This is a genomic window from Bradyrhizobium sp. (genome assembly GCF_035935975.1).
Classification (GTDB): domain Bacteria; phylum Pseudomonadota; class Alphaproteobacteria; order Rhizobiales; family Xanthobacteraceae; genus Bradyrhizobium.
Map to the genome: position 1 here is coordinate 122197 of NZ_DASYWN010000034.1, position 19766 is coordinate 141962.

29 protein-coding genes and 1 tRNA gene are annotated in these 19766 nt (G+C 62.1%); 17 read left to right on the forward strand and 13 right to left on the reverse strand.

The window, feature by feature from the left end; translation table 11 throughout:
• The first annotated feature begins 9 nt into the window (after positions 1-9).
• From VGR99_RS18460 to VGR99_RS18490, 7 genes are all read left to right on the forward strand, one after another.
• Positions 10-171 carry an Arc family DNA-binding protein gene (locus VGR99_RS18460; RefSeq protein ID WP_326900222.1) on the forward strand — a complete coding sequence of 54 codons (162 nt, stop codon included), beginning with the start codon at positions 10-12 and terminating at the stop codon, positions 169-171.
• Positions 168-1268, forward strand: a complete 1101-nt coding sequence (locus tag VGR99_RS18465) for a hypothetical protein (RefSeq protein ID WP_326900224.1) — start codon at positions 168-170, stop codon at positions 1266-1268. Before VGR99_RS18460 ends, VGR99_RS18465 begins: the two co-directional genes overlap by 4 nt.
• Positions 1269-1414: 146 nt before the next feature.
• Complete coding sequence (locus VGR99_RS18470) at positions 1415-1741, forward strand: hypothetical protein (RefSeq protein ID WP_326900225.1); 327 nt, start codon at positions 1415-1417, stop codon at positions 1739-1741.
• Positions 1738-1926, forward strand: a complete 189-nt coding sequence (locus VGR99_RS18475; RefSeq protein ID WP_326900226.1) for a hypothetical protein — start codon at positions 1738-1740, stop codon at positions 1924-1926. The genes VGR99_RS18470 and VGR99_RS18475 overlap by 4 nt, the downstream gene beginning before the upstream one ends.
• A gap of 42 nt (positions 1927-1968) precedes the next feature.
• Positions 1969-2436: a hypothetical protein gene (locus VGR99_RS18480; RefSeq protein WP_326900227.1), complete on the forward strand. Its 468-nt coding sequence runs from the start codon at positions 1969-1971 to the stop codon at positions 2434-2436.
• An 80-nt stretch (positions 2437-2516) separates the two neighbouring features.
• Positions 2517-2753, forward strand: a complete 237-nt coding sequence (locus VGR99_RS18485) for a hypothetical protein (RefSeq protein WP_326900229.1) — start codon at positions 2517-2519, stop codon at positions 2751-2753.
• A 19-nt stretch (positions 2754-2772) separates the two neighbouring features.
• Positions 2773-3024, forward strand: coding sequence for a hypothetical protein (locus tag VGR99_RS18490; protein WP_326900231.1), 252 nt, complete (start codon positions 2773-2775; stop codon positions 3022-3024).
• A 104-nt stretch (positions 3025-3128) separates the two neighbouring features.
• On the opposite strand, the gene VGR99_RS18495 is transcribed toward VGR99_RS18490, so the two are convergent.
• The 5 genes from VGR99_RS18495 to VGR99_RS18515 form a co-directional block, all read right to left on the reverse strand.
• Positions 3129-3818, reverse strand: a complete 690-nt coding sequence (locus VGR99_RS18495) for a hypothetical protein (RefSeq protein ID WP_326900233.1) — start codon at positions 3816-3818, stop codon at positions 3129-3131.
• A gap of 489 nt (positions 3819-4307) precedes the next feature.
• The gene (locus VGR99_RS18500; RefSeq protein ID WP_326900235.1) at positions 4308-4892 is read right to left on the reverse strand and encodes a hypothetical protein; all 585 of its coding nucleotides are present in this window, start codon (positions 4890-4892) and stop codon (positions 4308-4310) included.
• Positions 4893-4971: 79 nt separating this feature from the next.
• Complete coding sequence (locus VGR99_RS18505) at positions 4972-5388, reverse strand: hypothetical protein (RefSeq protein WP_326900236.1); 417 nt, start codon at positions 5386-5388, stop codon at positions 4972-4974.
• An 80-nt stretch (positions 5389-5468) separates the two neighbouring features.
• Entirely contained in the window at positions 5469-6023 is a 555-nt protein-coding gene (locus VGR99_RS18510; RefSeq protein WP_326900238.1) for a hypothetical protein, read from the reverse strand.
• Between the two features lie 3 nt (positions 6024-6026).
• Positions 6027-6845, reverse strand: a complete 819-nt coding sequence (locus VGR99_RS18515) for a TIGR04255 family protein (protein WP_326900239.1) — start codon at positions 6843-6845, stop codon at positions 6027-6029.
• 396 nt (positions 6846-7241) lie between these two features.
• Between VGR99_RS18515 and VGR99_RS18520 the strand changes: the two genes are divergently transcribed.
• Both VGR99_RS18520 and VGR99_RS18525 read left to right on the forward strand, forming a co-directional pair.
• Positions 7242-7625: a hypothetical protein gene (locus VGR99_RS18520; RefSeq protein WP_326900241.1), complete on the forward strand. Its 384-nt coding sequence runs from the start codon at positions 7242-7244 to the stop codon at positions 7623-7625.
• 2 nt (positions 7626-7627) lie between these two features.
• Complete coding sequence (locus VGR99_RS18525) at positions 7628-8053, forward strand: hypothetical protein (protein WP_326900243.1); 426 nt, start codon at positions 7628-7630, stop codon at positions 8051-8053.
• A 380-nt stretch (positions 8054-8433) separates the two neighbouring features.
• Here VGR99_RS18525 and VGR99_RS18530 read toward each other — a convergent pair whose 3' ends face one another.
• From VGR99_RS18530 to VGR99_RS18550, 5 genes are all read right to left on the reverse strand, one after another.
• Positions 8434-8589: a hypothetical protein gene (locus VGR99_RS18530; RefSeq protein ID WP_326900244.1), complete on the reverse strand. Its 156-nt coding sequence runs from the start codon at positions 8587-8589 to the stop codon at positions 8434-8436.
• Positions 8586-8879 carry a hypothetical protein gene (locus VGR99_RS18535; RefSeq protein WP_326900245.1) on the reverse strand — a complete coding sequence of 98 codons (294 nt, stop codon included), beginning with the start codon at positions 8877-8879 and terminating at the stop codon, positions 8586-8588. Before VGR99_RS18535 ends, VGR99_RS18530 begins: the two co-directional genes overlap by 4 nt.
• A complete protein-coding gene (locus tag VGR99_RS18540) occupies positions 8876-9163 on the reverse strand; it encodes a hypothetical protein (protein ID WP_326900246.1) in 288 nt (95 codons plus the stop codon). The genes VGR99_RS18535 and VGR99_RS18540 overlap by 4 nt, the downstream gene beginning before the upstream one ends.
• 132 nt (positions 9164-9295) lie before the next feature.
• Entirely contained in the window at positions 9296-10210 is a 915-nt protein-coding gene (locus VGR99_RS18545) for a nucleotide-binding protein (RefSeq protein WP_326900247.1), read from the reverse strand.
• A gap of 183 nt (positions 10211-10393) precedes the next feature.
• Positions 10394-10468: transfer RNA gene (locus VGR99_RS18550), tRNA-Glu, on the reverse strand.
• A 226-nt stretch (positions 10469-10694) separates the two neighbouring features.
• Here VGR99_RS18550 and VGR99_RS18555 point away from each other — a divergent pair.
• The 8 genes from VGR99_RS18555 (at position 10695) to VGR99_RS18590 (ending at position 17243) form a co-directional block, all read left to right on the forward strand.
• Entirely contained in the window at positions 10695-10949 is a 255-nt protein-coding gene (locus VGR99_RS18555; RefSeq protein ID WP_326900248.1) for a PilZ domain-containing protein, read from the forward strand.
• Positions 10950-11083: 134 nt separating this feature from the next.
• Positions 11084-11290 carry a hypothetical protein gene (locus tag VGR99_RS18560; protein WP_326900250.1) on the forward strand — a complete coding sequence of 69 codons (207 nt, stop codon included), beginning with the start codon at positions 11084-11086 and terminating at the stop codon, positions 11288-11290.
• 176 nt (positions 11291-11466) lie between these two features.
• Positions 11467-12093, forward strand: coding sequence for a PilZ domain-containing protein (locus tag VGR99_RS18565; protein ID WP_326900251.1), 627 nt, complete (start codon positions 11467-11469; stop codon positions 12091-12093).
• Between the two features lie 122 nt (positions 12094-12215).
• Complete coding sequence (locus tag VGR99_RS18570) at positions 12216-13229, forward strand: acyl-CoA desaturase (RefSeq protein ID WP_326900252.1); 1014 nt, start codon at positions 12216-12218, stop codon at positions 13227-13229.
• A gap of 137 nt (positions 13230-13366) precedes the next feature.
• Positions 13367-13642, forward strand: a complete 276-nt coding sequence (locus VGR99_RS18575) for a hypothetical protein (RefSeq protein ID WP_326900253.1) — start codon at positions 13367-13369, stop codon at positions 13640-13642.
• Positions 13643-14241: 599 nt separating this feature from the next.
• On the forward strand, positions 14242-15282 hold the full coding sequence (locus tag VGR99_RS18580) for a PrsW family glutamic-type intramembrane protease (protein WP_326900254.1): 1041 nt from the start codon (positions 14242-14244) through the stop codon (positions 15280-15282).
• A 67-nt stretch (positions 15283-15349) separates the two neighbouring features.
• Positions 15350-15928, forward strand: a complete 579-nt coding sequence (locus VGR99_RS18585) for an HdeD family acid-resistance protein (protein WP_326900255.1) — start codon at positions 15350-15352, stop codon at positions 15926-15928.
• Between the two features lie 229 nt (positions 15929-16157).
• Positions 16158-17243 (forward strand): 3-deoxy-7-phosphoheptulonate synthase, encoded by a 1086-nt coding sequence (locus VGR99_RS18590; protein ID WP_326900256.1) that lies wholly within the window; start codon positions 16158-16160, stop codon positions 17241-17243.
• A gap of 54 nt (positions 17244-17297) precedes the next feature.
• On the opposite strand, the gene VGR99_RS18595 is transcribed toward VGR99_RS18590, so the two are convergent.
• From VGR99_RS18595 to epmA, 3 genes are read right to left on the reverse strand one after another with little or no spacing between them, the layout of a single operon-like run.
• Entirely contained in the window at positions 17298-17552 is a 255-nt protein-coding gene (locus tag VGR99_RS18595) for a hypothetical protein (protein WP_326900257.1), read from the reverse strand.
• Positions 17553-17594: 42 nt separating this feature from the next.
• A complete protein-coding gene (locus VGR99_RS18600; RefSeq protein ID WP_326900258.1) occupies positions 17595-18689 on the reverse strand; it encodes a lysine-2,3-aminomutase-like protein in 1095 nt (364 codons plus the stop codon).
• Positions 18686-19738: an EF-P lysine aminoacylase EpmA gene (gene epmA, locus VGR99_RS18605; protein ID WP_326900259.1), complete on the reverse strand. Its 1053-nt coding sequence runs from the start codon at positions 19736-19738 to the stop codon at positions 18686-18688. Before epmA ends, VGR99_RS18600 begins: the two co-directional genes overlap by 4 nt.
• Between the last annotated feature and the right edge of the window lie 28 nt (positions 19739-19766).

Consider the following 19766-nt stretch of genomic DNA (forward strand, 5'->3'; position numbering starts at 1 on the left):
GACGATGCCATGAGCAGCGACGTGCCATCAATTCCGGTTCGCGTTCCGGACGAGTTGCGACAGCGGCTGGAGGCCGAGGCGAAAGCATCGGATCGCCGCCTCTCGGCAGAGATTCGTGTCCTGTTGCAGGAAGCCTTGAAAAGCCGCGCCGAGCAAGGAGCTGCAGCATGACCACGATGCGCTCGCCCGCCGTTCGCCAGAAGCTCGAAGCCGCCGAGGCGGAACTTGCTGCACTCGACGCCGAGGTCGCCGCGCTGACGCTCGACGACGTCGAGGAGAAGCCCGGCGCGCGCAAGGCGCTGACGGCGCATCGCTCGAGCATCCAGGCCGCCGAGCGTCGCGTGGATGAGCTCCGGCGCGCGCTCGTGCTTGCCGAAAAGGTGGATCGCATCGCCGACGTTTATGCCGCCACTGCGATGCGAACCGAGCAGCTTGGGGAATTTCAGAAGGCGTTTGCCGCGCGCGAGGCCGCGATGGAAGGCGTGTTGAAGGCGGCTGCTGATATGGCCGACGCATTCGGCAGATACTCGGAGGCGACGCAGCGGGCCGTGGTCGCGGTGCCCACCGGCTGCAATGTTCCGCAGATGGCTGTCGGGCCTCACGGCGCCTATGGCGCAATCTTCGGCCCCTGTGAGAACTTGATCGTCGCCGAGATGTGGCGGCTTGCGCCTGATCGCAAGGACGGCGTTGGCCGCTGGCTTCTGCCGTTCGCCAAGCCGGTGCAGGAGATGGTGCGCAACAAGCCCGAGGCCATGCCGGAGGGTATGACCGAGTTCAAGGCCGCGCACGCGGCGATTATCGCGACCGTTTCGCAGCAGATCGAACATCTGAACGAGACCGCGATGCGCCAGGCCGACATGACGGGGGCGCCCTCGCCGCTTGCCCAGGAAGCCGCATCACGCCTTTCCTTCGGCGAGGCTCTCGTCGAGATGGCCGCCGGGCAGCCAGTGGAGGCTCTCGTCACGGCTGAGCCTGAAGCGCCGCGCGAGCCCACACCGCCGCCGCTTCCGCGTCTGCCGGCCTTTGATGGGTTCACGATGAGCGACGCCGATGCGATCGCCGGCATCACGGCTGTTGATTGCTGCAAGGCGTGTAGTGAGAAGGGTTGCGTCCTGACCGGCGATATCCGTTGTGCGCATCCGATGAAGGGCGGTTTGACCAAGGCTGACCTGCTCCGGCCTGAGGTCGTCGCGCGCTACGCGGTGGCCTGCACGTCGGCGGGCCTGAAGAACATCCACGCGCCCGAACCCGATGAGGTCGCCGCATGACTGATCAACCGATTATCCCCGAAGTTCCCGCATTGCCGGCAACGCCTTCGGAAGCCGCAACTCGCCTGGATCAACTCAAGTCCGATCCGAAATGGACCGCATCTTTTCTGTCCGGCGGGCAGCCGCAATTGCAGGAATTTCGCGACTTGCACGAGATCGTCGCTAAGGGTGATCACGTCGACATCGCGATGTCAGGCCTGATGCCGGACATGCCTTCATCCGGGCACCGCGAGATGGCAGGCACAGCCGCAATGCTGCGCGAGCGTGGCATCGACGATCGCATCATCAAGGAAACGCTCACCGGTCACATGGTGACCAAGGCCGAGTACGAGGCCACCGAGCGCTGGAAGAAGGACGCCATGAGCAACCCGGAGTTTGTCACGCGCTATTTGAAAGGCGGCACCGAGGAAGCTCGCAAGATGACCCTCGCCAACATCATTCTCACCGGCGGCATCAAAGAGGCAACCGCATGATTTTCCAGCTTGATGTGGTGAACCCGAAGACCAACGAGGAGCGGACGATCACCATCGTCGCCGAGCCCGTGCCGCAAGGTGCCTGTCAATTCGAATTCGTGCAGACCCGCGCGCGCGAGCAGGAAGAGATTCCGGCCGGCTTCATGCCGATCGGCGGTCGTGTGCGCGAAGTGCGCTTGTGCTGAACTGAGGATGCTGTGAACGACGAACTAAAGCACGGCCCAGCAATGTTGGCGCTCAGCGACAAGCAGCGTGCATTCGTTCACGCCCTCTTTCTCGCGCCAAAGACGCACGGTTCGCGCACCTTTGCAGCCCGGGCAGCCGGCTACGGCACGGCGACGAGCTCGCGCCAGTCGCTGTCGCAGATGGGGCATCAGCTTTCCACTGACCCCAAGATCCAGGCCGCGATCGCAGAGGTCAGCACGAGCTATCTCACGACGCTCGGCCCTGCCGCGGTGCGCGCGTTGCGTAAGCTGCTCGACGACCCCAAGCACAAAGATCACGGCCGCGCGCTCGGCATCGTCATGGATCGCGTGACGCCGGTGCAGTCGACCGCTGTGCTAAAGGTCGAGGGCGAAGTAAAGCTTGCGGCCGGCGATGCTGCGCGCGTCCTCGAGCGCATCGAGGAATTGACGGCGCGCTTCATGCCGCAACTGCCGGGGCCGAAAATCATCGAACACGACGAGGCCGCATGATGCCAACGCACGGACATCGGCATGTACTGGTCTGCGTGAGTGTTACGAAGAGAGCACTTCAAAGCGAGATGCGAGCCGAGATGCGCCTCGATTTTTTGACGCACCTGGAGAAATTGACAGACAGCGTCGTCACGGCTGACGTCATCTCGATGGTCGAGCCCATGGACGACGATGGTTATGAGCTGTTTCTCGAAATTCAGAAGCTCGGCTATGGGCCAATTCCCAACGCGTTGGACATGATGGCGAGGAAGTTCGACGTGTTCGCACAGCTTAATCCAAGCATGCGTCGTGCCCACGACGCAGCATGTGGTCATTGATCGAAACGAGGAGAGCGAAATGCCATCGACGACACCGGCCCAAGAGAGTGCGCACAAGAGCAACGTGATCGCTGCGGAATCCGCGCGCCAGAGCGCACTCGGAGCAGCAAAGCTGGCCTACAACAACACGCCCGCGGCGTGGCCCGCCTACGATGCCGCGATCAAGGCGGCAGACGCCGCGCATTTGCGTGCGATCATAGCGAGCGCTGCCGCTAACGGCCTTGATGGACCGCGGCAAACGCTGCACGATCTCACTGGATCGTGGACTTGAACTAAGGACGGATCGATGGCGTTCGGCAGCGGCACCATCAACAGCATCGGCAGCGCGGTCTCGGAACCGGCGGTGCATGACGTTCTTAGATGCTTCGAGGGCAACTAACCGGTAGGAGCGACCGGTGCTCCGGGCTTGTCCGTTTTGGAGAAAAACATACCTGCGCTGATGGCGCCGCTTCCGAGCAAAAGTACGAGTTCGCCAACAACGTCCTCGCGATTGTTGGAGTTGTATGCCGCCCATATAATAAGGCCAAAGACGACGACGAAAACTGTCGTACCACCGATGATGAGCGACCACCTAAGGCGGTTGTTGCGAATTTGGTCTTCCCTGAGGAAAAAGAGCCCCGCGATTGGCAGAAATGCCGCCAATAACTTCACGCCCCATTTGACGACTGACCTTTGGAAGTCTGTCGGAGGGACCTGATAGTTCACCTCAAGAAACTGGATACTTGGATTAGGAGAGACGGCTGGAAATACGGGCTCATCTTGCGCCAATGGCGAAGGCACCGACAGTTGGCCTCTCTTAACAGCCAATTCTTGAGAATCCTTCGGCAACGCTAACGCGATCGCGTCGGGATGTTGCTTGAGATCTGTGGGGACTAGGGCCAGCGACTTGGAAGAGCTCGCATTAGGATATCGATAGCGAAATTTACGAAGTTGCCCTTCCGAAACGAGCGCAATCGATTTCAATCCGGTGTCAGTTGGAGAGTCTAGGTCAAAGGAACGTTCAATAATCGGAACAAATGAAATTGCCTGCGGCCATATATTCGGTTCACGGGTTGAAAAGGACACCAGAGTCCAGTTCTCGTACATATCCCGATAACAATCGACCAAACCCAAGCAGCAAAGTACTTGTTCGCTATTCTATCAACCCAAGATGGCTCCAGATTTGGACTCGAATTAGCACTCACGGCTGAGCCTCCCCCGATCGTCCCTTTTTTTGCATCATATTTAAGTTGGGATGAAATCAAAGAGTTTTCTAGGCTAGATTGCGCGTTGCTTTCGGCGCCCCCTGCCACCCTACCGATCCAGCGCGGTTGGCAAGTCGGGATTGTTCGAACCTGCATCGCGGAACGCTTGATATCGTGCGATGATGCGAAGCGTGGACGTTGACGTCCGCGCGCTCACTGCCACGGCCGACGGCCCAAAATGGCGGGCGGCCTTCAGATCGTGATCTACACCGTTGGATCTCTGCCGCAGATCGCCGTCGGCGCGCCCGCGCCGCGATTGATCGAGCACGAGCGGGCAGCGGTGACGATATGATGGCAGTCTTGCCGAGCATCAAAGGAATGTGGATCGAGCCTCTTTTGCAAGTGCTTCCAGCTTGGTCAGGTATTCGTCGACAAGTTCGTTTGCGCTTCTATCTGCATCGCCGGGCGCAGCAGGAAGATGGGCCTTTGTGCTGGCTATCTCCTTTGGCAGATCGACATAGATCTTCTCTATCGAGCCGTCCGGCATCACGACCTCCCAGCCGTTGCCTCCGAATTGATCCCCGATAAAGAAGCTCTTTGCGTTTGGCGGCGGTCTTCCCATCGCCTTTCTAAGCTCCTCGGTCGAGAAGGAGAGCGAAGCAGATGCAGTGGTAGAATCCGCAACCGATTTCTCGATCTTGTTTCGATATTCGACGAAGTAGGTCATTACGGGATCCGCCTTCATGGCAGACTGCTTCGGACCATACCAATCGTCGAAATTCTTTACCGCGCTCCGCAGATTTTGCAGGGTAAACGTCGCATTTCGACCGAAGACAGCTGCATTCCATAGCCCGGCCTGGAAGTGTTCAGGAGAGCGCATGTCACGCCATCCTTTCCGAGCAACCGCTAATTTTGCGTCCACGGCATCGAGTATTTTTCTCGCCTCGTCTGACATCGCAGGCTCCAGTGAATCTCTCTGGCGCTCATCGTTCCGCAACCGGAGGGCGAGCGCAAGGGGTGAGCACGAAGCGACCTCAAAAGAGGTGGAATCGCCCCTTACTGGATAGCCGCCGCGCAAATTGCGTTGCTCTATACTCGTCGAGGGCTCGGACGAATTCGACGCCACAATGAGATTTTGAACCCAACGGGTTTTTTGCTGCCGGCATTACCGGACGATGGCGATAAGCTTCAGCCGCTTTTCCGTCGTAGTCTCTGAATTCCCAGATCCCTTCGGAATTATGTTCGACAGCAACGGCACTCTTTCGCGCCACATCGCAATACTCGAAGACCGTATGAACGCAAAGCGCCGCCTTTCCCTTGCCGTCTTGCCAGTTTAGCCGGTGATAGTCGGCGATTTGATCGAGGGATTCGACTTCCGTGGAGTTTACGGAAAGGTGGCTGTTTGCGATGGTCTCGGACGAGTTGATGTGGTCCGGCTCAAAGGCGGTCACGGCAGCGCGCCGTCCTGAAAGTCGGTGCTCCTCGAAGATGTACCGGGCCAATCTTGAGGTGGCCGCGAAGGTTGGCTTATCTAACCGACGGCGCGCCATTGCAGCGGCTTCGCTTTGTGGCTCAATAAAATCATCGCAACGAGTTCTTTATTCTCGGCGCCTTCAAGAATATGCCCCTTGTTCAAGAGGCCAAAAAGCACGGCCGTGCGTCCGAATTTAATGTCCAATCGCTCATCGGGTGATTTGAACCACTCCACCGTTAGAGACTGATCAGACGAAAGCGAAATCTCGGGCTCCACCGCTTCGCTTCTAATCCGCGACCACAGATCAAGGAAATCAGAGAGAGACGAGGAGCGAAGTCTTTCGGATCCTCGGGGCCCGATAGATTGGTATCGATCGGCCGCAAGGCGCAACAGTCTTGAGTAGAACTTCCGCGACAGCCCTGACGCTTGCAATTTCGTCCAGTTCTCCGCAATTGCTATGGGCAGGCTCTCGGTCGCAACTTCGGCTCCTCGCGATCGAGGTCGGATGCGCCGCAGCGCCTGTCCAGAGTCGACGATCGACGTTCCAGCGGAAACGTCATCAAACTGACTCTCGATCTCGATTGCCGTCAGGCCTGTTGAGAATTCCATCATTCGTCAATTGAACTTTTCTAGAACGGCGGGGCGCATAAAGCGCTTGAAGAATGGGCTGGTGACATTGTGCGCGCTCTCAAGCCACTCTTCAACTTGAGAGAGAAACCGAGCGCCGCGAAATTTCGGAATGTTGTCCCTCAGCATCACCTTTGATTCGAGGCGTAGAGCGGTTTTGCCATTTGGGACATTGAGCTGTGCCGAAGCAAGATCGACAAGGAACAGCCCACCTCTCTTGAGTGGGCGCTGAATTTGCACGCGCCCTTCCGACTGAGATTCAAAGACGCCCGTTGGGAATAGCGATTCCGAAACTTGTAGGCTTAGATGTGTGCCTGCATTGGCAAATTCAAGGAAATCCAGCGTATTGAGCAACGATTCGTCGAAGACATCTATGTACCGCAGTTCAAGATGCACCGGTTCGAATGGAAAGCCCTGCAACGTCGGATAGCTGTCCAAAAGGATCTTCAAACCTCGAAGGGTCTGTGCGCGAAACGACGCCCACGTGTACTCAGACGACTGGTTGCTGGCAAAAACGCCCGGACCGATTTGAAGGATAGGAAAGCTCGCGTCCGGCGCCGTGAAGTATCGCCGGCACACAGAGTGGCCGACGATTTCTTCTGGGCGCGCCATGTCTTTGATCAGTGGAAATCCTGCCTTTGCCGCCCTAGGAGTGAATGCCGCCAAAAGCGGATGAATTCCTGGATCCGTGATAATCGGCAGGGCGCCCTGCAACTTCCAACGAAGCTCGAAAACGACTTCGGCCAATGGAGCATTTGGCAGGCGGTCGAGCACCTTTTTCTTTTTCGGCCCAGCCTTCTTCGCCATCGGTTTCGCCCCGGAAATCAACCGGGGATAGCACGGAACCTCTGGATTGCAAATGCGCCTAAGGGTCCCGTCGAGGGGATAGACAAAATTCACCAAATCATGGTGGACTGGCAGTTGGGTTTGATCACCCGGACCGAGAATAGAGCCGCATTCCCTGGCAGGAATTTGCCCTGACGCCTGGCAGCGTTGGGCGGCGGCTGACGAGCCTTTAAGGCTCTAACGGACGCGCTTGGCGGCGCGGCTCCGAACCCGACCATATTGGCCGGGGGCGAGCGTGCTGTCCAGAGGGGCAACCCTTAAAAGCGTCTCGACCAGTCTTCTCGGCTGGTGATCAACCCCCGGCTGCCGGTCTGTCACCGGCGACGGCTTTGATCGGCCGAAACCGAGAGCACCACTATGTCTAACGTCATCACCTTCCCAGGCCGCAATCACGCGCCGCTGGGCAATCCCTCGTTTGCCTATGTCCGGGTTAGCGCGCTGCCGCCGGAGAATGTCGTCCAGATCGACTTGCAGCCGGCCGGACGGCCCCGATCGGCCGCCAGCATGCACACCTACGTCTTCCGTAGCTACAGCCTGATCCTCGAGGCGCCGGCGGCCGATCTGGTGCGGGACGTCCGGTGCGACGTCGCCAAGGCACAGACAAAGCTCCGGAACATCCGTGAGCAGCTGCAGCGCGACCGGGAGCACGCCGCGGCGCGCGCGGAGCTCCTGACCAAAGCGGAGGCCAGGCTGAGCGCCGCCATCGCCTCGGCACAGTCAACACGTTCGGCGGAGGCCTGAGCATGGCGACGTCAAAGCAGAAGCCCAGCCGCCGGGCCATCACCCGCCGCCGCAACGCAGCTAGGCGGCTTCAGAAGAGCCGGGAGACGCCCCTGGGCCGGCTCGGCTCGGACGGCGCCAGCAGCCCGCGCAACATCAACAGGCGCCTCCTCTGGCTCGCGATAGAGATTGGGCTGGAGGCGCCTCCAAAGGTTGGGCGGACCATGTCAGGCGAGTTCGCCGACTACTGCATGCGTCACCGCATCAATTACGACTGGATGCTCGACGGCTGCCTCAAGGGCCTGAAGCAGATGATGGACGAGCGACGGGGCCGAACCGTCGCGCTGTCTCCATCCAGCTTCACGGACAAGTTGGCTCGCCTGTCGGAGACTGAGCGCGAGCTCGTGCTCAAAACCATCCAGGAAATGCTGCCGGAGCATAGGCAATGAAGCGCCGGCGCCGAATCCACAGGAAGCGCGACCGGCAGCGGCTGATGACGCACCGTCGGAGACTGAGACGGTGACAGCAAAAGGCCCGCCGGTCACCTGGCGGGCCTAGCACTCTCGGCGCTCTGATCCGCAATTGGATCGGCAGCCGGGAGCAATGGGGGCTGGAAAGCGAGCCGTGCCATGTTTGCGCTCCAACGACAATGGGTAGAACCGCTTACTCCAGTAGTTGTACGGAATCCATTTTCGGAACGGGGTGTTCTACTGTGAGAACACCGGCGCGATTTAAGCATCAGTCAATTTTTAGTTGTCCGGGAATGCCGCAGTGGGGCTGGAACCGCGCTGCGGTTTTTCCCGTGGGACCGGGTCACAGATCACGCGGTTCACGCTGGCGGGCCTATCACGTCGTATTCGAACGCTACGCCCTCGGGGTCGTTTTCCTCGAACCAGATTTCCGCGGCCTCCACCGTAGCAAAGACCTTGATGTGATCGACATCGCCGACCTGCTTGGAGGTATTCACGTATACGAAGACGGTCATTGATCCCTCTTCAGCTTGCGCCGGCCCCAATGCGGCTCTTTGCCCTTGGGATTCAATTCGGGAACGAAATGTCGGTTCAGGGCTCGAACCACGCCAATCCGGGCTAGCATCGTCGGACCTCCGCTCTCCGCCACCAGGATCAGCGCCTGCATTGCGGCCTGCCACTCCGGGGCCGCGTGCTCCTTCTTCGGCAAGGCCGCGATATACTCGCCGGCGTCTCGCAGCGTCGTCAGCTTGCGGCCGTCGACCGCGATCGGCTCCTCGAAAGGCCGCCCCCAGCCTTTGGTCATGTCGCGCCTCGATACCCCCAAATCGCGAGCCGCAAATCACCCCGTTCGAAGTCGGGCCGCACCTCAGCGCCGCGGTTGCCGCAGCCCTGGCACACGAACCGCGGCTCGAGGTCGGACAGCCGCATCTCGTCCGGCCAACGATCGGCGCTCAGCGCGACGTGGTGCCCGCAATGGCAATAGACCAAGACACCGCGCAAACCCATTGCGCGCATTTCGCCGAACGAGATCTTCATCAGCCGGCCGTCGGCGTGGGTCGGGGTGTGGCGTCGGACAGGACTAGGCATTCGCCCAACGATGCTGCCGAACGCACCGAGTCAAATTATCGATTACTGGTGGCTCGGAACGCATACGAACTACTGCACGTCGTGGGTACGTGCGACAGGCGGAGGAGCGCGGGGATTCCGCGCCCTCGTTCTTCACGCCAGGGCCTTTCCCCAATCCAAATTCTTGTAACCGGCCGCTGCAAGCTCACGCAGCAACTCCTGCTTCCAAGCGCCGCGGTCATCCATGTCGGTATATCCGACACCGGCGAAGTCAGATGGCAATTCAATGTTGCCCTTCCTCAGCGCGCAAACGCGATCACGACCCAACTTCGCTGCGAACCAGAACATTTCTCCGATGACATTCTGTCGAGCTCTCGGTTGCAGGCTATTTTGATCCAAGCCGCCCACGTCGTCAGGAGTAAGGACCACGATTGCGAAGCCGGCTGCACCACCGTGAGCCTCGAACTTCTCGATGATAGTACGCCCTTGGTTTGCCTGCTCGTGCAGGATTACAGCTTTGAGCCCGGCGCGTTCGATCAGGCGCGCAACTTCGACCTTGGCGGGGCTGTCGCGGCCGTGAACGATAAAGACCTCATCGCTTGCAGACGGCGCAGCTTTCACTGACGGTGGAGCGCCGGAAGCCGCAGGGGCTGCAAAGCTGATGCTTTCCTTCAGGGCATCGACTTCGCCCTGCAACAGTGCAATCGCTCGCTTCCTTCTCTTATCAACTCCTTGCCGTATCTCGCTGACGCTCGGGCCCGTCGAGTTGCCGGCAAGCTGAAGGAAGTACGTCGTCGGGTCTAAATAGCAGGCTACGCCCAAGCGCTCGTATTCGGAACTCTCCTCACCATAGATGTCGGCCAGCGTCGAGCGAATGCGGTTCTGCAAGGCCTCGACTTCATGGTCATCGCCCGCCGTCAGTTTGGTCGTATCGAGCCCATTGAGCTCAGTTATCCGGCCCTCCAGGCGGCGCACAATCGCCTGCTTTTCCGACGGGGAGAACGGTGGAGGCGATTTGGGAGTACTGGGTGGTTTTCGGGCCATTTGAGCAGAATGGACGAGTCGCATGCCAACGATCAACCATCGCGAGCGTTAAGTGCGGCGATCCATTGGCTGCGGCGGCCCTTCGTCGCGAGAAGGCAGCCGATCACGAGCGGGATCAGCGCGGCCGCGTAGAGCAGAGTCCATACGTGTATATTGGCCATGTGTTGGACACGGCAGCAGATCGAAGCATTAAGTGATTGATTTAATTGGCGCTCCCTAGCGGAATCGAACCGCTCTCTCCACCGTGAAAGGGTGGCGTCCTAACCGATAGACGAAGGGAGCAAACGCAAGGCCCCACCGCTGTCAGGCGGCACGGCCATGGGCCGCACGAGTCGTGCCCGGCGGCTGCAGCGGGCGAACGTATAGTGGCCTTTGCGCGCTTGGGCAAGCCGTTCGGAGCGGTCTTTTGGAACCGGTGGATAGCGCCGCCCCCGGGATTATTCGGAGGCGATTTCAACGGTTTCTTAGGGTTCCCGGAGGTAACGCTGGAGCCGGAGATTTTGAGCCGATGCCACAGCCCAAGAAGCGCGCAGCCCGCAAGCTGCTGTCGCAGCATGCCTGGATCACGCTGGCCGGCGGATTCGCGGCGCGGCATTGCCTGGTCCAGGACATCTCGGACACCGGCGCCAGGATTACCATGGACGAGGACGCCAGCCAGCTCCCGGGCGTGATCCGGATGGCCTTTGCGCGCGATGCCCGCACCGGGCGGAGCTGCCAGGTGGTCTGGCGCCGCGGCAAGTCGGCCGGCGTCAAGTTCATCTGATCCGGCGGCTCGCGGCCGTGGGCCTGCTCGGCCGTTGAAGCGCCGTCAGGTCTCCGTAAGCCGGCGCGGCTAACTTCGAGGCTGCCGAGTCCCAACACCTTCGTCAGAACCAACGGCATGCCACGCGGTGAGAGATGAGCCTGCTTGAGCCGCAGAAGCTGCGACAGATCGCGATCGTGTCGCGTGCATTGGCGCGCCAGGACGGCATCGATTATCGGCAGACCTCCAGGCGCGAGCGGCATTTGTACCGCCGTGAAGCGATCATCACGCTGCTCGGTAACTGGTCGCTCGACGACATAGACTGGGCCAACGGCATCATCGACAAATGCCGGAGCACGTAGCGGTATCACGGCCCGCAATGACGCGGATGTGAACCTGCACGCCTCGCAATCGAGACCTTATGCCGCCCGTGCATTTACCGGAAATTTACCCCTGCTCATGAGCGGCGGTATCATTTGCTTAGAATTTGAACGCTACGTGAATCTACGGAAACACTCCGAAACACGATTGGCGATCAATGTCCGTCGCAGAGTTCCTCAGGCAGCGCGCAGTGGAAGTCACGGTCAGCGGGAGCTACTCGCTGCCCCGCTGGTACGATTGCGAGGGCCAGCTGCGCGCCTTCGCCTGCCGCACCAAGCGCGTCTCGCCCTTCCGCATGATCGTGGACGTGCCTGTCGTCGGCAAGGTCGGCGAGCGCGTGACCTCCTACTTCCAGGATTTCGGCGAGTTCCAGTGCACCATCAGCGCGACGCTGAAGGCGGGCTTCCTGATGGAACTCGACATGACGCGGGCACGGCGGGCCTGGATGTCGGAAAAACTGACCTGGCTCGAGAAAAAGCAGAAGGACGCCAGCATCCAGGAGCTGCGCAATGACGCGCGCTTTGTGCCCCAGGTCTCGCACACCTTCCTGACGCTGGCCGACGGCAGCACCCATCCCTGCTTCATCATCGACGTCTCCACAGCCGGCGTCGCCATATCCTGCGAATACGATCCGCCGGTTGGCACCGCGCTTGCGGTCGGCGCCTGCGTCGGGCGCGTCATCCGCAAATTCGACAACGGCTTTGCGGTCAAGTTTGCCGAAAAGCAGCAGCGGGACGACCTCGTCCGCCTGATCGTGCGCCAGCCTCTGCTGCAGTCGGCCTGAACCCTGCCGGATCGATTTTAACTCAATTTTAACTAAACGCTGGAGGTGGACACCCTCGCACGGTAGGGTGTGGACCAGTACGTCCGCAATCATTGCGGGCCCCCAGTATTGGAAGTCCTGGAATGTCCATCGCTGATGCCGGGCTCACCCCGGCGGAGATCGCCCAGAGCACCGTCACCCCGGCCAAGCCGCAGCTTCCACCCGGCGTCGTCACCGAAGGCCCGCTCGTTCAGGCCAAGCTGCGCGAGAGCTATCTGCTGCTCGGCATTCTCTATGTCGGCGCCGTCGCGGGCATCATCTGGGCCATCACCCAGGGCGTCGGCAAGGTCGAGCTGTTTACGTTTGCCTGGATGTTCGCGCTGACCACGTTCGGCATCGGCGCCGGCATGCACCGCCTGTTCGTCCATCGCAGCTTCCGCACCGGCCCGATCATGCGCGTGTTCTTCTGCGCCATCGCGCAGATGGCCGTGCAGGGCTCGATCGCTAAATGGGTCGCCAACCACCGCCGCCATCATCTGTATGCCGATGACGTCGGCGATCCCCACAGCCCGCAATTCGACGGCTTCGGCAATCGCTATGTCAGCGCGTTCAAGGGCTTCCTGCACGCCCAGGGCAGCTGGGTGTTCGACCAGGCGACCACCGACAACGAATACTATGCCAAGGACATCCTCGCCGATCCCATCGCGATGTTCTTCGTGCGCACGCGCTGGGTCTGGTACGGGATGTCGGCCGTCTTCATCCCCGGCGTGGTCGGCTACACCTTCGGCGGCGTGCACAGCATGATCGGCTGCGTATTGTTCTCCGGCCTGCTGCGCGCCTATCTGCTGATCCTCACCAGCCAGCTCACCGGCTCGGTCTGCCACGCCTATGGCTATCGCCGCTTCGAGGTCGACGACGCCTCGACCAACGAGTTCGTGACCACGATCCTCACCTTCGGCGAGGGTCTGCACAACAACCATCACCGCTTCCCGCGGGACGCCTATATCTCGCACGCCTGGTGGGAGATCGATCTCAACGGCCTGATCATTCTGGGCATGGAGAAGATCGGCCTCGTCCACGACGTGTTCCACGCCTCGCACCGTCAGCTGGAGCTGGCGTCCGAGGCCGACGCGCAGGCGGCCACGACGGCGCGCTGAGGCGGCAAGCAGCGGCCCTGCTCCGGCCGCCCTGCCTCCGCACTGCTGCCCTATCGCGGCCCCATTTGCGGGATCAGCTTTTGAACGTCCGTGCCCAAGGCCGGACGTCATTTGCAGACTTGCGATCGGGGGACCGAATGGCAGTCGACAAGTACACGGTTGATAGGCTCACCGTAGACAAGATCACCTGGGAGAGGGTCGGCCGGGTCACCGAGCCCGGACGCTACATGTACACCTTCGGCTGGCTGACGATCACGGCCGGCGATCTCGATATCTGGAAGCACTACCCGCAAGCCGCGTTCACGCTGCTTTCGCACCATGCCGCCGAGCTGGAGGAGGCCATCGGCCAGGAATTCCACCTCGGCACTTTCGACATCGCCCCCGGCGTCCCGCCGCCATTCACCACCCACTGAACCCGGGACGCGACATCCGGCGATTCGAGCCCGCGCAAGCAGCGTTTCGCGGGAGGCGTGGCTGCGCGGCGCGCAGGCCGCCTCGGGAACAGATGGCATGTGCGTTGCTTAATCAACGCCATGACACAGATCCCTCCCGTCGATCAGGCCTTCCTGCTGTTGCTCCTCGTCTCCTGCCTTGGCACGTGCCTCGTACGCGCCTTCTGGGAGCTGGAGCAGGCGCGAGCCCGCCGCATCGCCTCACCGCGGCGCGGCCGCACAACCAAGCGTGACTAGGCCGATGCGCGGCCGACCATTGTCTGGACGGAGGCAATCCGGCCTCTGGACTCGCTGCCCGCGCGCGTGCATCGTGAATCGAAGAAACCTGCACATTGCCTTGATCTGACTGACCAATCGCGATCCGATTGCGGACACGCGCCTGTTGCCATCGACGACGAGTTGTCCGTGTCATGCAATTGATTGCGCTCGTATTCTACACGTAGCGGTCCCGATGAACGCAGGCTGCTCCGCTTGTTAATCGAGCGGACAGCCAGCACATGACACATGGTCGCATCGGCAAAAGTAGATAAGCCGGGCAAGGGAACCTATTTTCGGCGCCGATGTACCTGATTGAAGCGTTACCCACCGTCATCGGAACTGCAGCCATCGCCCCGGCGCTGCTGATGCTGTGGCTCGTCATTGCCGCCGAGGAGCGTCCGGGGCCGCCAGCCCAGGTCTGGACCGCGTTCCTGCTGGGCGCGGCCAGCATTTCGCTGCTCGGCATTGCCCGCGCCCCCTTCGCCAAGATGGTCGCGGCCCCTGACAATCCCTGGGCGGCGCTGGCCATGCATTCGATCTTCGGCGTCGCGCTGCCGGAGGAAGCGGTCAAGGTGATCGCCATCGTGCTGGTCTCCTCGACCAAGCGACGGACCTTCGCCAATCCGATGGACACCGTGGTCTATGGTGCGGCCGTCGGCCTCGGCTTCGCCGCCTACGAGAACCTCGCCTACCTGGTCCAGCATGCCGAGATGTGGCGCTCGCTCGCCGCCTTGCGCAGCGTGCTGACGGTGCCGTTCCACGGCGCACTCGGGATCATCGCGGGCGCCTATCTCACGATCGCCCGCGCCGGCACCGCACTCGGCGCAAACCGCCACAACCGCGACTGGGCCCGCCTCTCCAGCCGCCTGCTGATCTTCGCAGGCCCGCTCGCGCTGCATTCGGCCTTCGACTTCCCGCTGCTGACGTTGCAGAGGATGCCGGACCTCGATCCGACGCTGCGGATGTGGCTGGGCGCTGCCAGCCTGTTGATTGGTTTCAGCTCGATCGCCTTCGCCATCCGCCTGGTCCGGCGCGTCGCGCGCCACCATGCGCCCCGGACCGAAATTGCGCGGGAGCGGCTCAGCCAGTTGCGGCGGATGTGGGCGCTGCTGCTCGCCGGCGGCGGCGTCGGCTTTCTCGGGCTCGCCTTCGTGCTCACCTCGATCCATCACTGGTTGATCAATCCCGAGCGCAATCTGACGCTGGCGCTGATCCCGATCGGCTTCGTCTCGATCCTGCTCGGCCTCGCGCTTCTGATCGTCACGATCGCGATCTACATTCTCGGGCGCAACCGTGTTCGCACCAGCGGCGAAGGTTTTTCGTCCGCGCACGGCGGCAGTTGAGCGGCGGGTGGCCAGCGCTGGTCGCGCATACTAAATTAGACGCATCTGCTGCGACGTAGAGGTCTCCATGCCAGCGCCCGACGATTTGACACGGCTGCAATCCGCGATGAGCCAGACGGTGAAAGCGCATTGGAAGGCTTTCCTGTTCGAAGGCATCCTGCTCGCCGTGCTCGGCATCGCCGCGCTGATCCTGCCCCCGCTCGCAAGTCTCGCCGTCGCGATCGTCCTCGGCTGGATGTTCCTGATCAGCGGTATCGGCGGGCTGATCGTGACCTATTGGGCGCGCGCCACGCCGGGCTTCTGGTGGTCGCTGATTTCGGCGGCGCTCGCCGTGCTCGCCGGCATGCTGCTGCTGGCGCGGCCAATGCAGGCGGTGCTGACACTGACCATCGTGCTCGGCGCCTACTTCCTCGCCGAAGGCGTCGCCACCATCATGTACGCACTGGAGCACCGCCGCGAGCTGAGCGGCCGCTGGTCGTGGCTGCTGATCTCCGGCCTCGTCGACATCGCGATCGCATTCATGGTGATCACGGGGCTGCCAAGCTCGGCGGAATGGGCGATCGGCGTGCTGGTCGGGATCAATTTGCTGTTCGGCGGCGCCACCCTGATCGGCATGGCCCTGGCGGCACGCAACAGCAACACCTGAGGGGTCTCGTCACCTGCCGGGCCGATTGGGGGGTGACAAGGCGCCAACGGCACGCTATATGGCCTCCATGATCACCGTCGCCACCAGCTATTTTTGGTACTTTAGCTACGACAGCTCGCTGGCGGCAGGAGGATCGCGCTCAATCTGAAATATTGAAGCAAACGTCCGAACAGCCGCCAGACCTGGCGGCTTTTTTATTGCCGGCAGGTTCAAACAAACAGGAGCCGCCGTGCTGAGCACGACTGACGATCTTCGTATCCGCGAACTGAAAGAGCTGAGCACGCCGGATGAGGTGATGCGGGAAGTCCCGCGCACGCTCACGGCCACCCGTGTGGTGATGGCGGCGCGCAACGCCATCCATGCCATCCTCAACGGCCAGGACGACCGTCTGCTGGTCGTGGTCGGCCCCTGCTCGGTGCACGATCCCAAAGCCGCGCTCGACTACGCCGAGCGGCTTGCCAAGCTGCGCGAGGACCTCGCCGACCAGCTCGAGATCGTGATGCGGGTCTATTTCGAGAAGCCGCGCACCACTGTCGGCTGGAAGGGCCTGATCAACGATCCCGATCTCGACGGCAGCTTCGACATCAACAAGGGCCTGCGGCTGGCGCGCAACGTGCTGTCTGCGGTCAACAATCTCGGCCTGCCCGCCGGCGCCGAATTCCTCGACATGACGACGCCGCAATACATCGCCGACCTCGTGTCCTGGGCCGCGATCGGCGCACGCACGACCGAGAGCCAGATCCATCGCGAGCTGGCCTCCGGACTGTCCTGCCCGGTCGGCTTCAAGAACGGTACTGACGGCAATGTGCGGATCGCGGCGGACGCCGTGAAGTCGGCCTCGCATCCGCACCATTTCATGGCGGTGACGAAACTCGGACGCTCGGCGATCGCCTCGACCGCGGGCAACGAGGACTGCCACATCATCCTGCGCGGCGGCAGCAAGCCGAACTACGATGCGGAGAGCGTCGCGGCCGCCTGTAACGAGCTGGCGAAATCCGGCGTCGCGCCGCTGGTGATGGTGGATGCGAGCCACGCCAATTCGAGCAAGAAGCCGGAGAACCAGCCGCTGGTCATGGCCGACATCGCCGGCCAGATCTCGGGCGGCGAGAACCGCATCATGGGCGTGATGATCGAGAGCAATCTCGTCGCCGGCCGCCAGGACGTGGTGCCGGGCAAGCCGCTGGTCTATGGCCAGAGCATCACGGACGGCTGCATCGACTGGGCGACCACGGCGACCGTGCTCGAGCAGCTTGCTGACGCGGTCGAAATCCGCCGCAACGCTCAGCGCGCGGGGCTGCACGAAAGGTCGGCCTGAGGTCAGGCCAAGGCGGGCGGGGCGATGCTGTTCGCGCCCTGCCCGCTGTCGTGATCAGCAGCCGCGGCAGATGCTCTTGATCTTCTTGTCGAGCGCCGCGTCTTCCTTGTTCACGGGATTGTTCGGGTCGCTCAGATTCTTCTCGCTCGGAACGTCGCCCGCGCGCGGCTGGCGATGACCGACGGGCGCCGGCAACACCGATCCGGAGCTCGCGCCGCTCGATGTCGATCCCTTGGAGCCGCCGGTCTGTGCAACCGCCGCGCCGCCAAGCAAGACCACGAGCGATGCTGCCACCATGATCTTCTTCATATCCGTGCCTCCATCCTCAAACCGGCGTTCCCCCATCACCGCTCACGCCTCGGGCGGATAGAGATGAACATCGCCGCAATAGTCCACGATACGATAGCGCGTTTCGGCTTCCGCTTCACCCGCCTCGGCTGCGGTATTTTGAACCGCCTCCACATAATTCGGTCCCACCGGCGATTTGCCGGCGCCGCCGGGAATATCGATGACGTACTCCGGCTGACACAGCCCCGACACCCGCCCTCGCAACTGCCGCATTAAATCCTGGCCCTTCGCCAGCGTCGTTCGCAAATGCACGGTGCCCGGCGCGAGATCGCCGTGATGCAGATAGTAGGGCTTGATCCGGCATTCGACGAAAGCTCGCATCAAATCCGACAAAGCCGCGACGGTGTCATTGACGCCGCGCAAAAGCACGGACTGGCTCACCAGCGGAATTCCGGCATCGACGAGCCGCGCGCAGGCCGCGCGCGCCGGGCCCGTCAATTCGCGCGCATGGTTGGCATGCACGGCGACCCAGGTGGTTGCGCCCTCGACCTTCAACGCCGCGACCATCTCGTCGCTGATGCGGGCGGGATCGGCGACTGGCACGCGGGTGTGAAGACGGATGATCTTGACGTGATCGATCGCGGCAAGATCGGCCATGATCTCGCTCATCCGCCGCGGCGACAGCATCAGCGGATCGCCGCCGGTCAGGATCACCTCCCAGATCTCGCTGTGCGCGCGGATGTAATCGATCGCGGCACGATAGGCGCTGTCCGACAGTGCGTTCTCCTTGCCGGGACCGACCATCTCGCGGCGGAAGCAGAAACGGCAGTAGACCGCGCAGACGTGAACGAGCTTGAACAGCACGCGATCGGGATAGCGATGCACGATGCCCGAAACCGGCGAAAACGGATGATCACCGATCGGATCGGCGTTCTCGCCCGGCTGCATCTCCAGCTCGGCGGCAGTCGGAACGAACTGCCGCGCGATAGGGTCCTCAGGATCGGATTTATCGATCAGCTCGACCAGCGCCGGCGTGATCGCAACCGCATAGCGTGCAGCGACGCGCTCGAGCACGGGCAGCGCCGTCGCAGGCGCGAGATCCGCGGCCACGAGCTCGGCCGGCTCACGCAGGGTGCGTGCAAGATTGGTCTTCGTCATCTTTCACCCGCAGGCGGCGTCCACACCACCTGATCAATCCGTGTTGCACCGCTTGCCAGCATGACCAGCCGGTCGAAGCCGAGCGCGACGCCGCTCGCCTCCGGCATGGCGGCGACCGCGGCCAGAAAATCCTCGTCCAGTGGATAGGCCTCGCCGTAGCGGCGCTGCTTCTCCGCCATCGACTCCGTGAAGCGCTGGCGCTGCTCCCCGGCGTCGGTCAGTTCGCCAAAGCCGTTGGCAAGCTCGACGCCGCAGGCATAGACCTCGAAGCGTTCCGCGACCCTGGGATCCTCGGCCTTCACGCGGGCCAGCGCCGCCTCTGGAGATGGGTATTCGAACAGGATGGTCAAACGCCCCTGCCCCAGATGCGGCTCGACATGCTCGACCAGGACCTTGCTGAAGATGTCGGACCAGGTGTCATCCTGGGCGATGCGGACCTTGCCGCCGGCCGCCTCGGCAAGCGCGGCACGGTTACCCTCGTTGCCCGAGATTGTCGACAGCAGGTCGATGCCGGCGAACCGCTCGAAGGCACCCGCGACCGTCAGCAGCTCCGGCTCGGCAAAGGGGTCGGCGGTCCGGCCCCGGAACGCGAAAGTCTCGATCCCGGTCGCCTGCGCCGCCCGGGCGATGACGACCACGGTGTCGGCCATGATGGCGTCATAGGGGGCGCCGGCCCGATACCATTCCAGCATGGTGAATTCGGGCAGATGCAGGTCGCCACGCTCGCGGTCGCGGAACACCCGTGCGAACTCGAAAATCCGCTCCTCACCCGCCGCCAGCAGCTTCTTGCAGGCGAATTCGGGCGAGGTCCGCAAGTATCGGCTAGCCCGGCTGCCATCGGGCCGCATGATCTCGGTCCGGGGGGCATGCAGATGGGTCTCGTTGCCGGGGGAGACCTGAAGGACGGAGGTTTCGACCTCGACGAACCCCTGTTCGGCGAAAAACCCCCGTAGAGCCCCGGTGATGGTCCCCCTGGCCTGGAGGAACGGCCGCCGGTCGAGGTGCCGCGAGGGGGTCCAGAACGGCGAAATCGGCTTGTCCCCAGCCATTAACCGACCACCCCTTGTGCCAGCAAAA

What these genes read in the sequence shown, in the direction of transcription:
- VGR99_RS18560 (WP_326900250.1), top strand. Translation starts at nt 11,084, where the DNA reads ATGAGCCTGCTTGAGCCGCAGAAGCTGCGACAGATCGCGATCGTGTCG.
- VGR99_RS18460 (WP_326900222.1), top strand. Translation starts at nt 10, where the DNA reads ATGAGCAGCGACGTGCCATCAATTCCGGTTCGCGTTCCGGACGAGTTG.
- VGR99_RS18515 (WP_326900239.1), bottom strand. Translation starts at nt 6,845, where the DNA reads ATGGCGAAGAAGGCTGGGCCGAAAAAGAAAAAGGTGCTCGACCGCCTG.
- VGR99_RS18520 (WP_326900241.1), top strand. Translation starts at nt 7,242, where the DNA reads ATGTCTAACGTCATCACCTTCCCAGGCCGCAATCACGCGCCGCTGGGC.
- epmA (WP_326900259.1), bottom strand. Translation starts at nt 19,738, where the DNA reads ATGGCTGGGGACAAGCCGATTTCGCCGTTCTGGACCCCCTCGCGGCAC.
- VGR99_RS18540 (WP_326900246.1), bottom strand. Translation starts at nt 9,163, where the DNA reads ATGCCTAGTCCTGTCCGACGCCACACCCCGACCCACGCCGACGGCCGG.
- VGR99_RS18535 (WP_326900245.1), bottom strand. Translation starts at nt 8,879, where the DNA reads ATGACCAAAGGCTGGGGGCGGCCTTTCGAGGAGCCGATCGCGGTCGAC.
- VGR99_RS18490 (WP_326900231.1), top strand. Translation starts at nt 2,773, where the DNA reads ATGCCATCGACGACACCGGCCCAAGAGAGTGCGCACAAGAGCAACGTG.
- VGR99_RS18545 (WP_326900247.1), bottom strand. Translation starts at nt 10,210, where the DNA reads ATGCGACTCGTCCATTCTGCTCAAATGGCCCGAAAACCACCCAGTACT.
- VGR99_RS18585 (WP_326900255.1), top strand. Translation starts at nt 15,350, where the DNA reads ATGCCAGCGCCCGACGATTTGACACGGCTGCAATCCGCGATGAGCCAG.
- VGR99_RS18565 (WP_326900251.1), top strand. Translation starts at nt 11,467, where the DNA reads ATGTCCGTCGCAGAGTTCCTCAGGCAGCGCGCAGTGGAAGTCACGGTC.
- VGR99_RS18600 (WP_326900258.1), bottom strand. Translation starts at nt 18,689, where the DNA reads ATGACGAAGACCAATCTTGCACGCACCCTGCGTGAGCCGGCCGAGCTC.
- VGR99_RS18475 (WP_326900226.1), top strand. Translation starts at nt 1,738, where the DNA reads ATGATTTTCCAGCTTGATGTGGTGAACCCGAAGACCAACGAGGAGCGG.
- VGR99_RS18525 (WP_326900243.1), top strand. Translation starts at nt 7,628, where the DNA reads ATGGCGACGTCAAAGCAGAAGCCCAGCCGCCGGGCCATCACCCGCCGC.
- VGR99_RS18480 (WP_326900227.1), top strand. Translation starts at nt 1,969, where the DNA reads ATGTTGGCGCTCAGCGACAAGCAGCGTGCATTCGTTCACGCCCTCTTT.
- VGR99_RS18465 (WP_326900224.1), top strand. Translation starts at nt 168, where the DNA reads ATGACCACGATGCGCTCGCCCGCCGTTCGCCAGAAGCTCGAAGCCGCC.
- VGR99_RS18580 (WP_326900254.1), top strand. Translation starts at nt 14,242, where the DNA reads ATGTACCTGATTGAAGCGTTACCCACCGTCATCGGAACTGCAGCCATC.
- VGR99_RS18530 (WP_326900244.1), bottom strand. Translation starts at nt 8,589, where the DNA reads ATGACCGTCTTCGTATACGTGAATACCTCCAAGCAGGTCGGCGATGTC.
- VGR99_RS18595 (WP_326900257.1), bottom strand. Translation starts at nt 17,552, where the DNA reads ATGAAGAAGATCATGGTGGCAGCATCGCTCGTGGTCTTGCTTGGCGGC.
- VGR99_RS18500 (WP_326900235.1), bottom strand. Translation starts at nt 4,892, where the DNA reads ATGTCAGACGAGGCGAGAAAAATACTCGATGCCGTGGACGCAAAATTA.
- VGR99_RS18570 (WP_326900252.1), top strand. Translation starts at nt 12,216, where the DNA reads ATGTCCATCGCTGATGCCGGGCTCACCCCGGCGGAGATCGCCCAGAGC.
- VGR99_RS18485 (WP_326900229.1), top strand. Translation starts at nt 2,517, where the DNA reads ATGCGCCTCGATTTTTTGACGCACCTGGAGAAATTGACAGACAGCGTC.
- VGR99_RS18575 (WP_326900253.1), top strand. Translation starts at nt 13,367, where the DNA reads ATGGCAGTCGACAAGTACACGGTTGATAGGCTCACCGTAGACAAGATC.
- VGR99_RS18555 (WP_326900248.1), top strand. Translation starts at nt 10,695, where the DNA reads ATGCCACAGCCCAAGAAGCGCGCAGCCCGCAAGCTGCTGTCGCAGCAT.
- VGR99_RS18510 (WP_326900238.1), bottom strand. Translation starts at nt 6,023, where the DNA reads ATGATGGAATTCTCAACAGGCCTGACGGCAATCGAGATCGAGAGTCAG.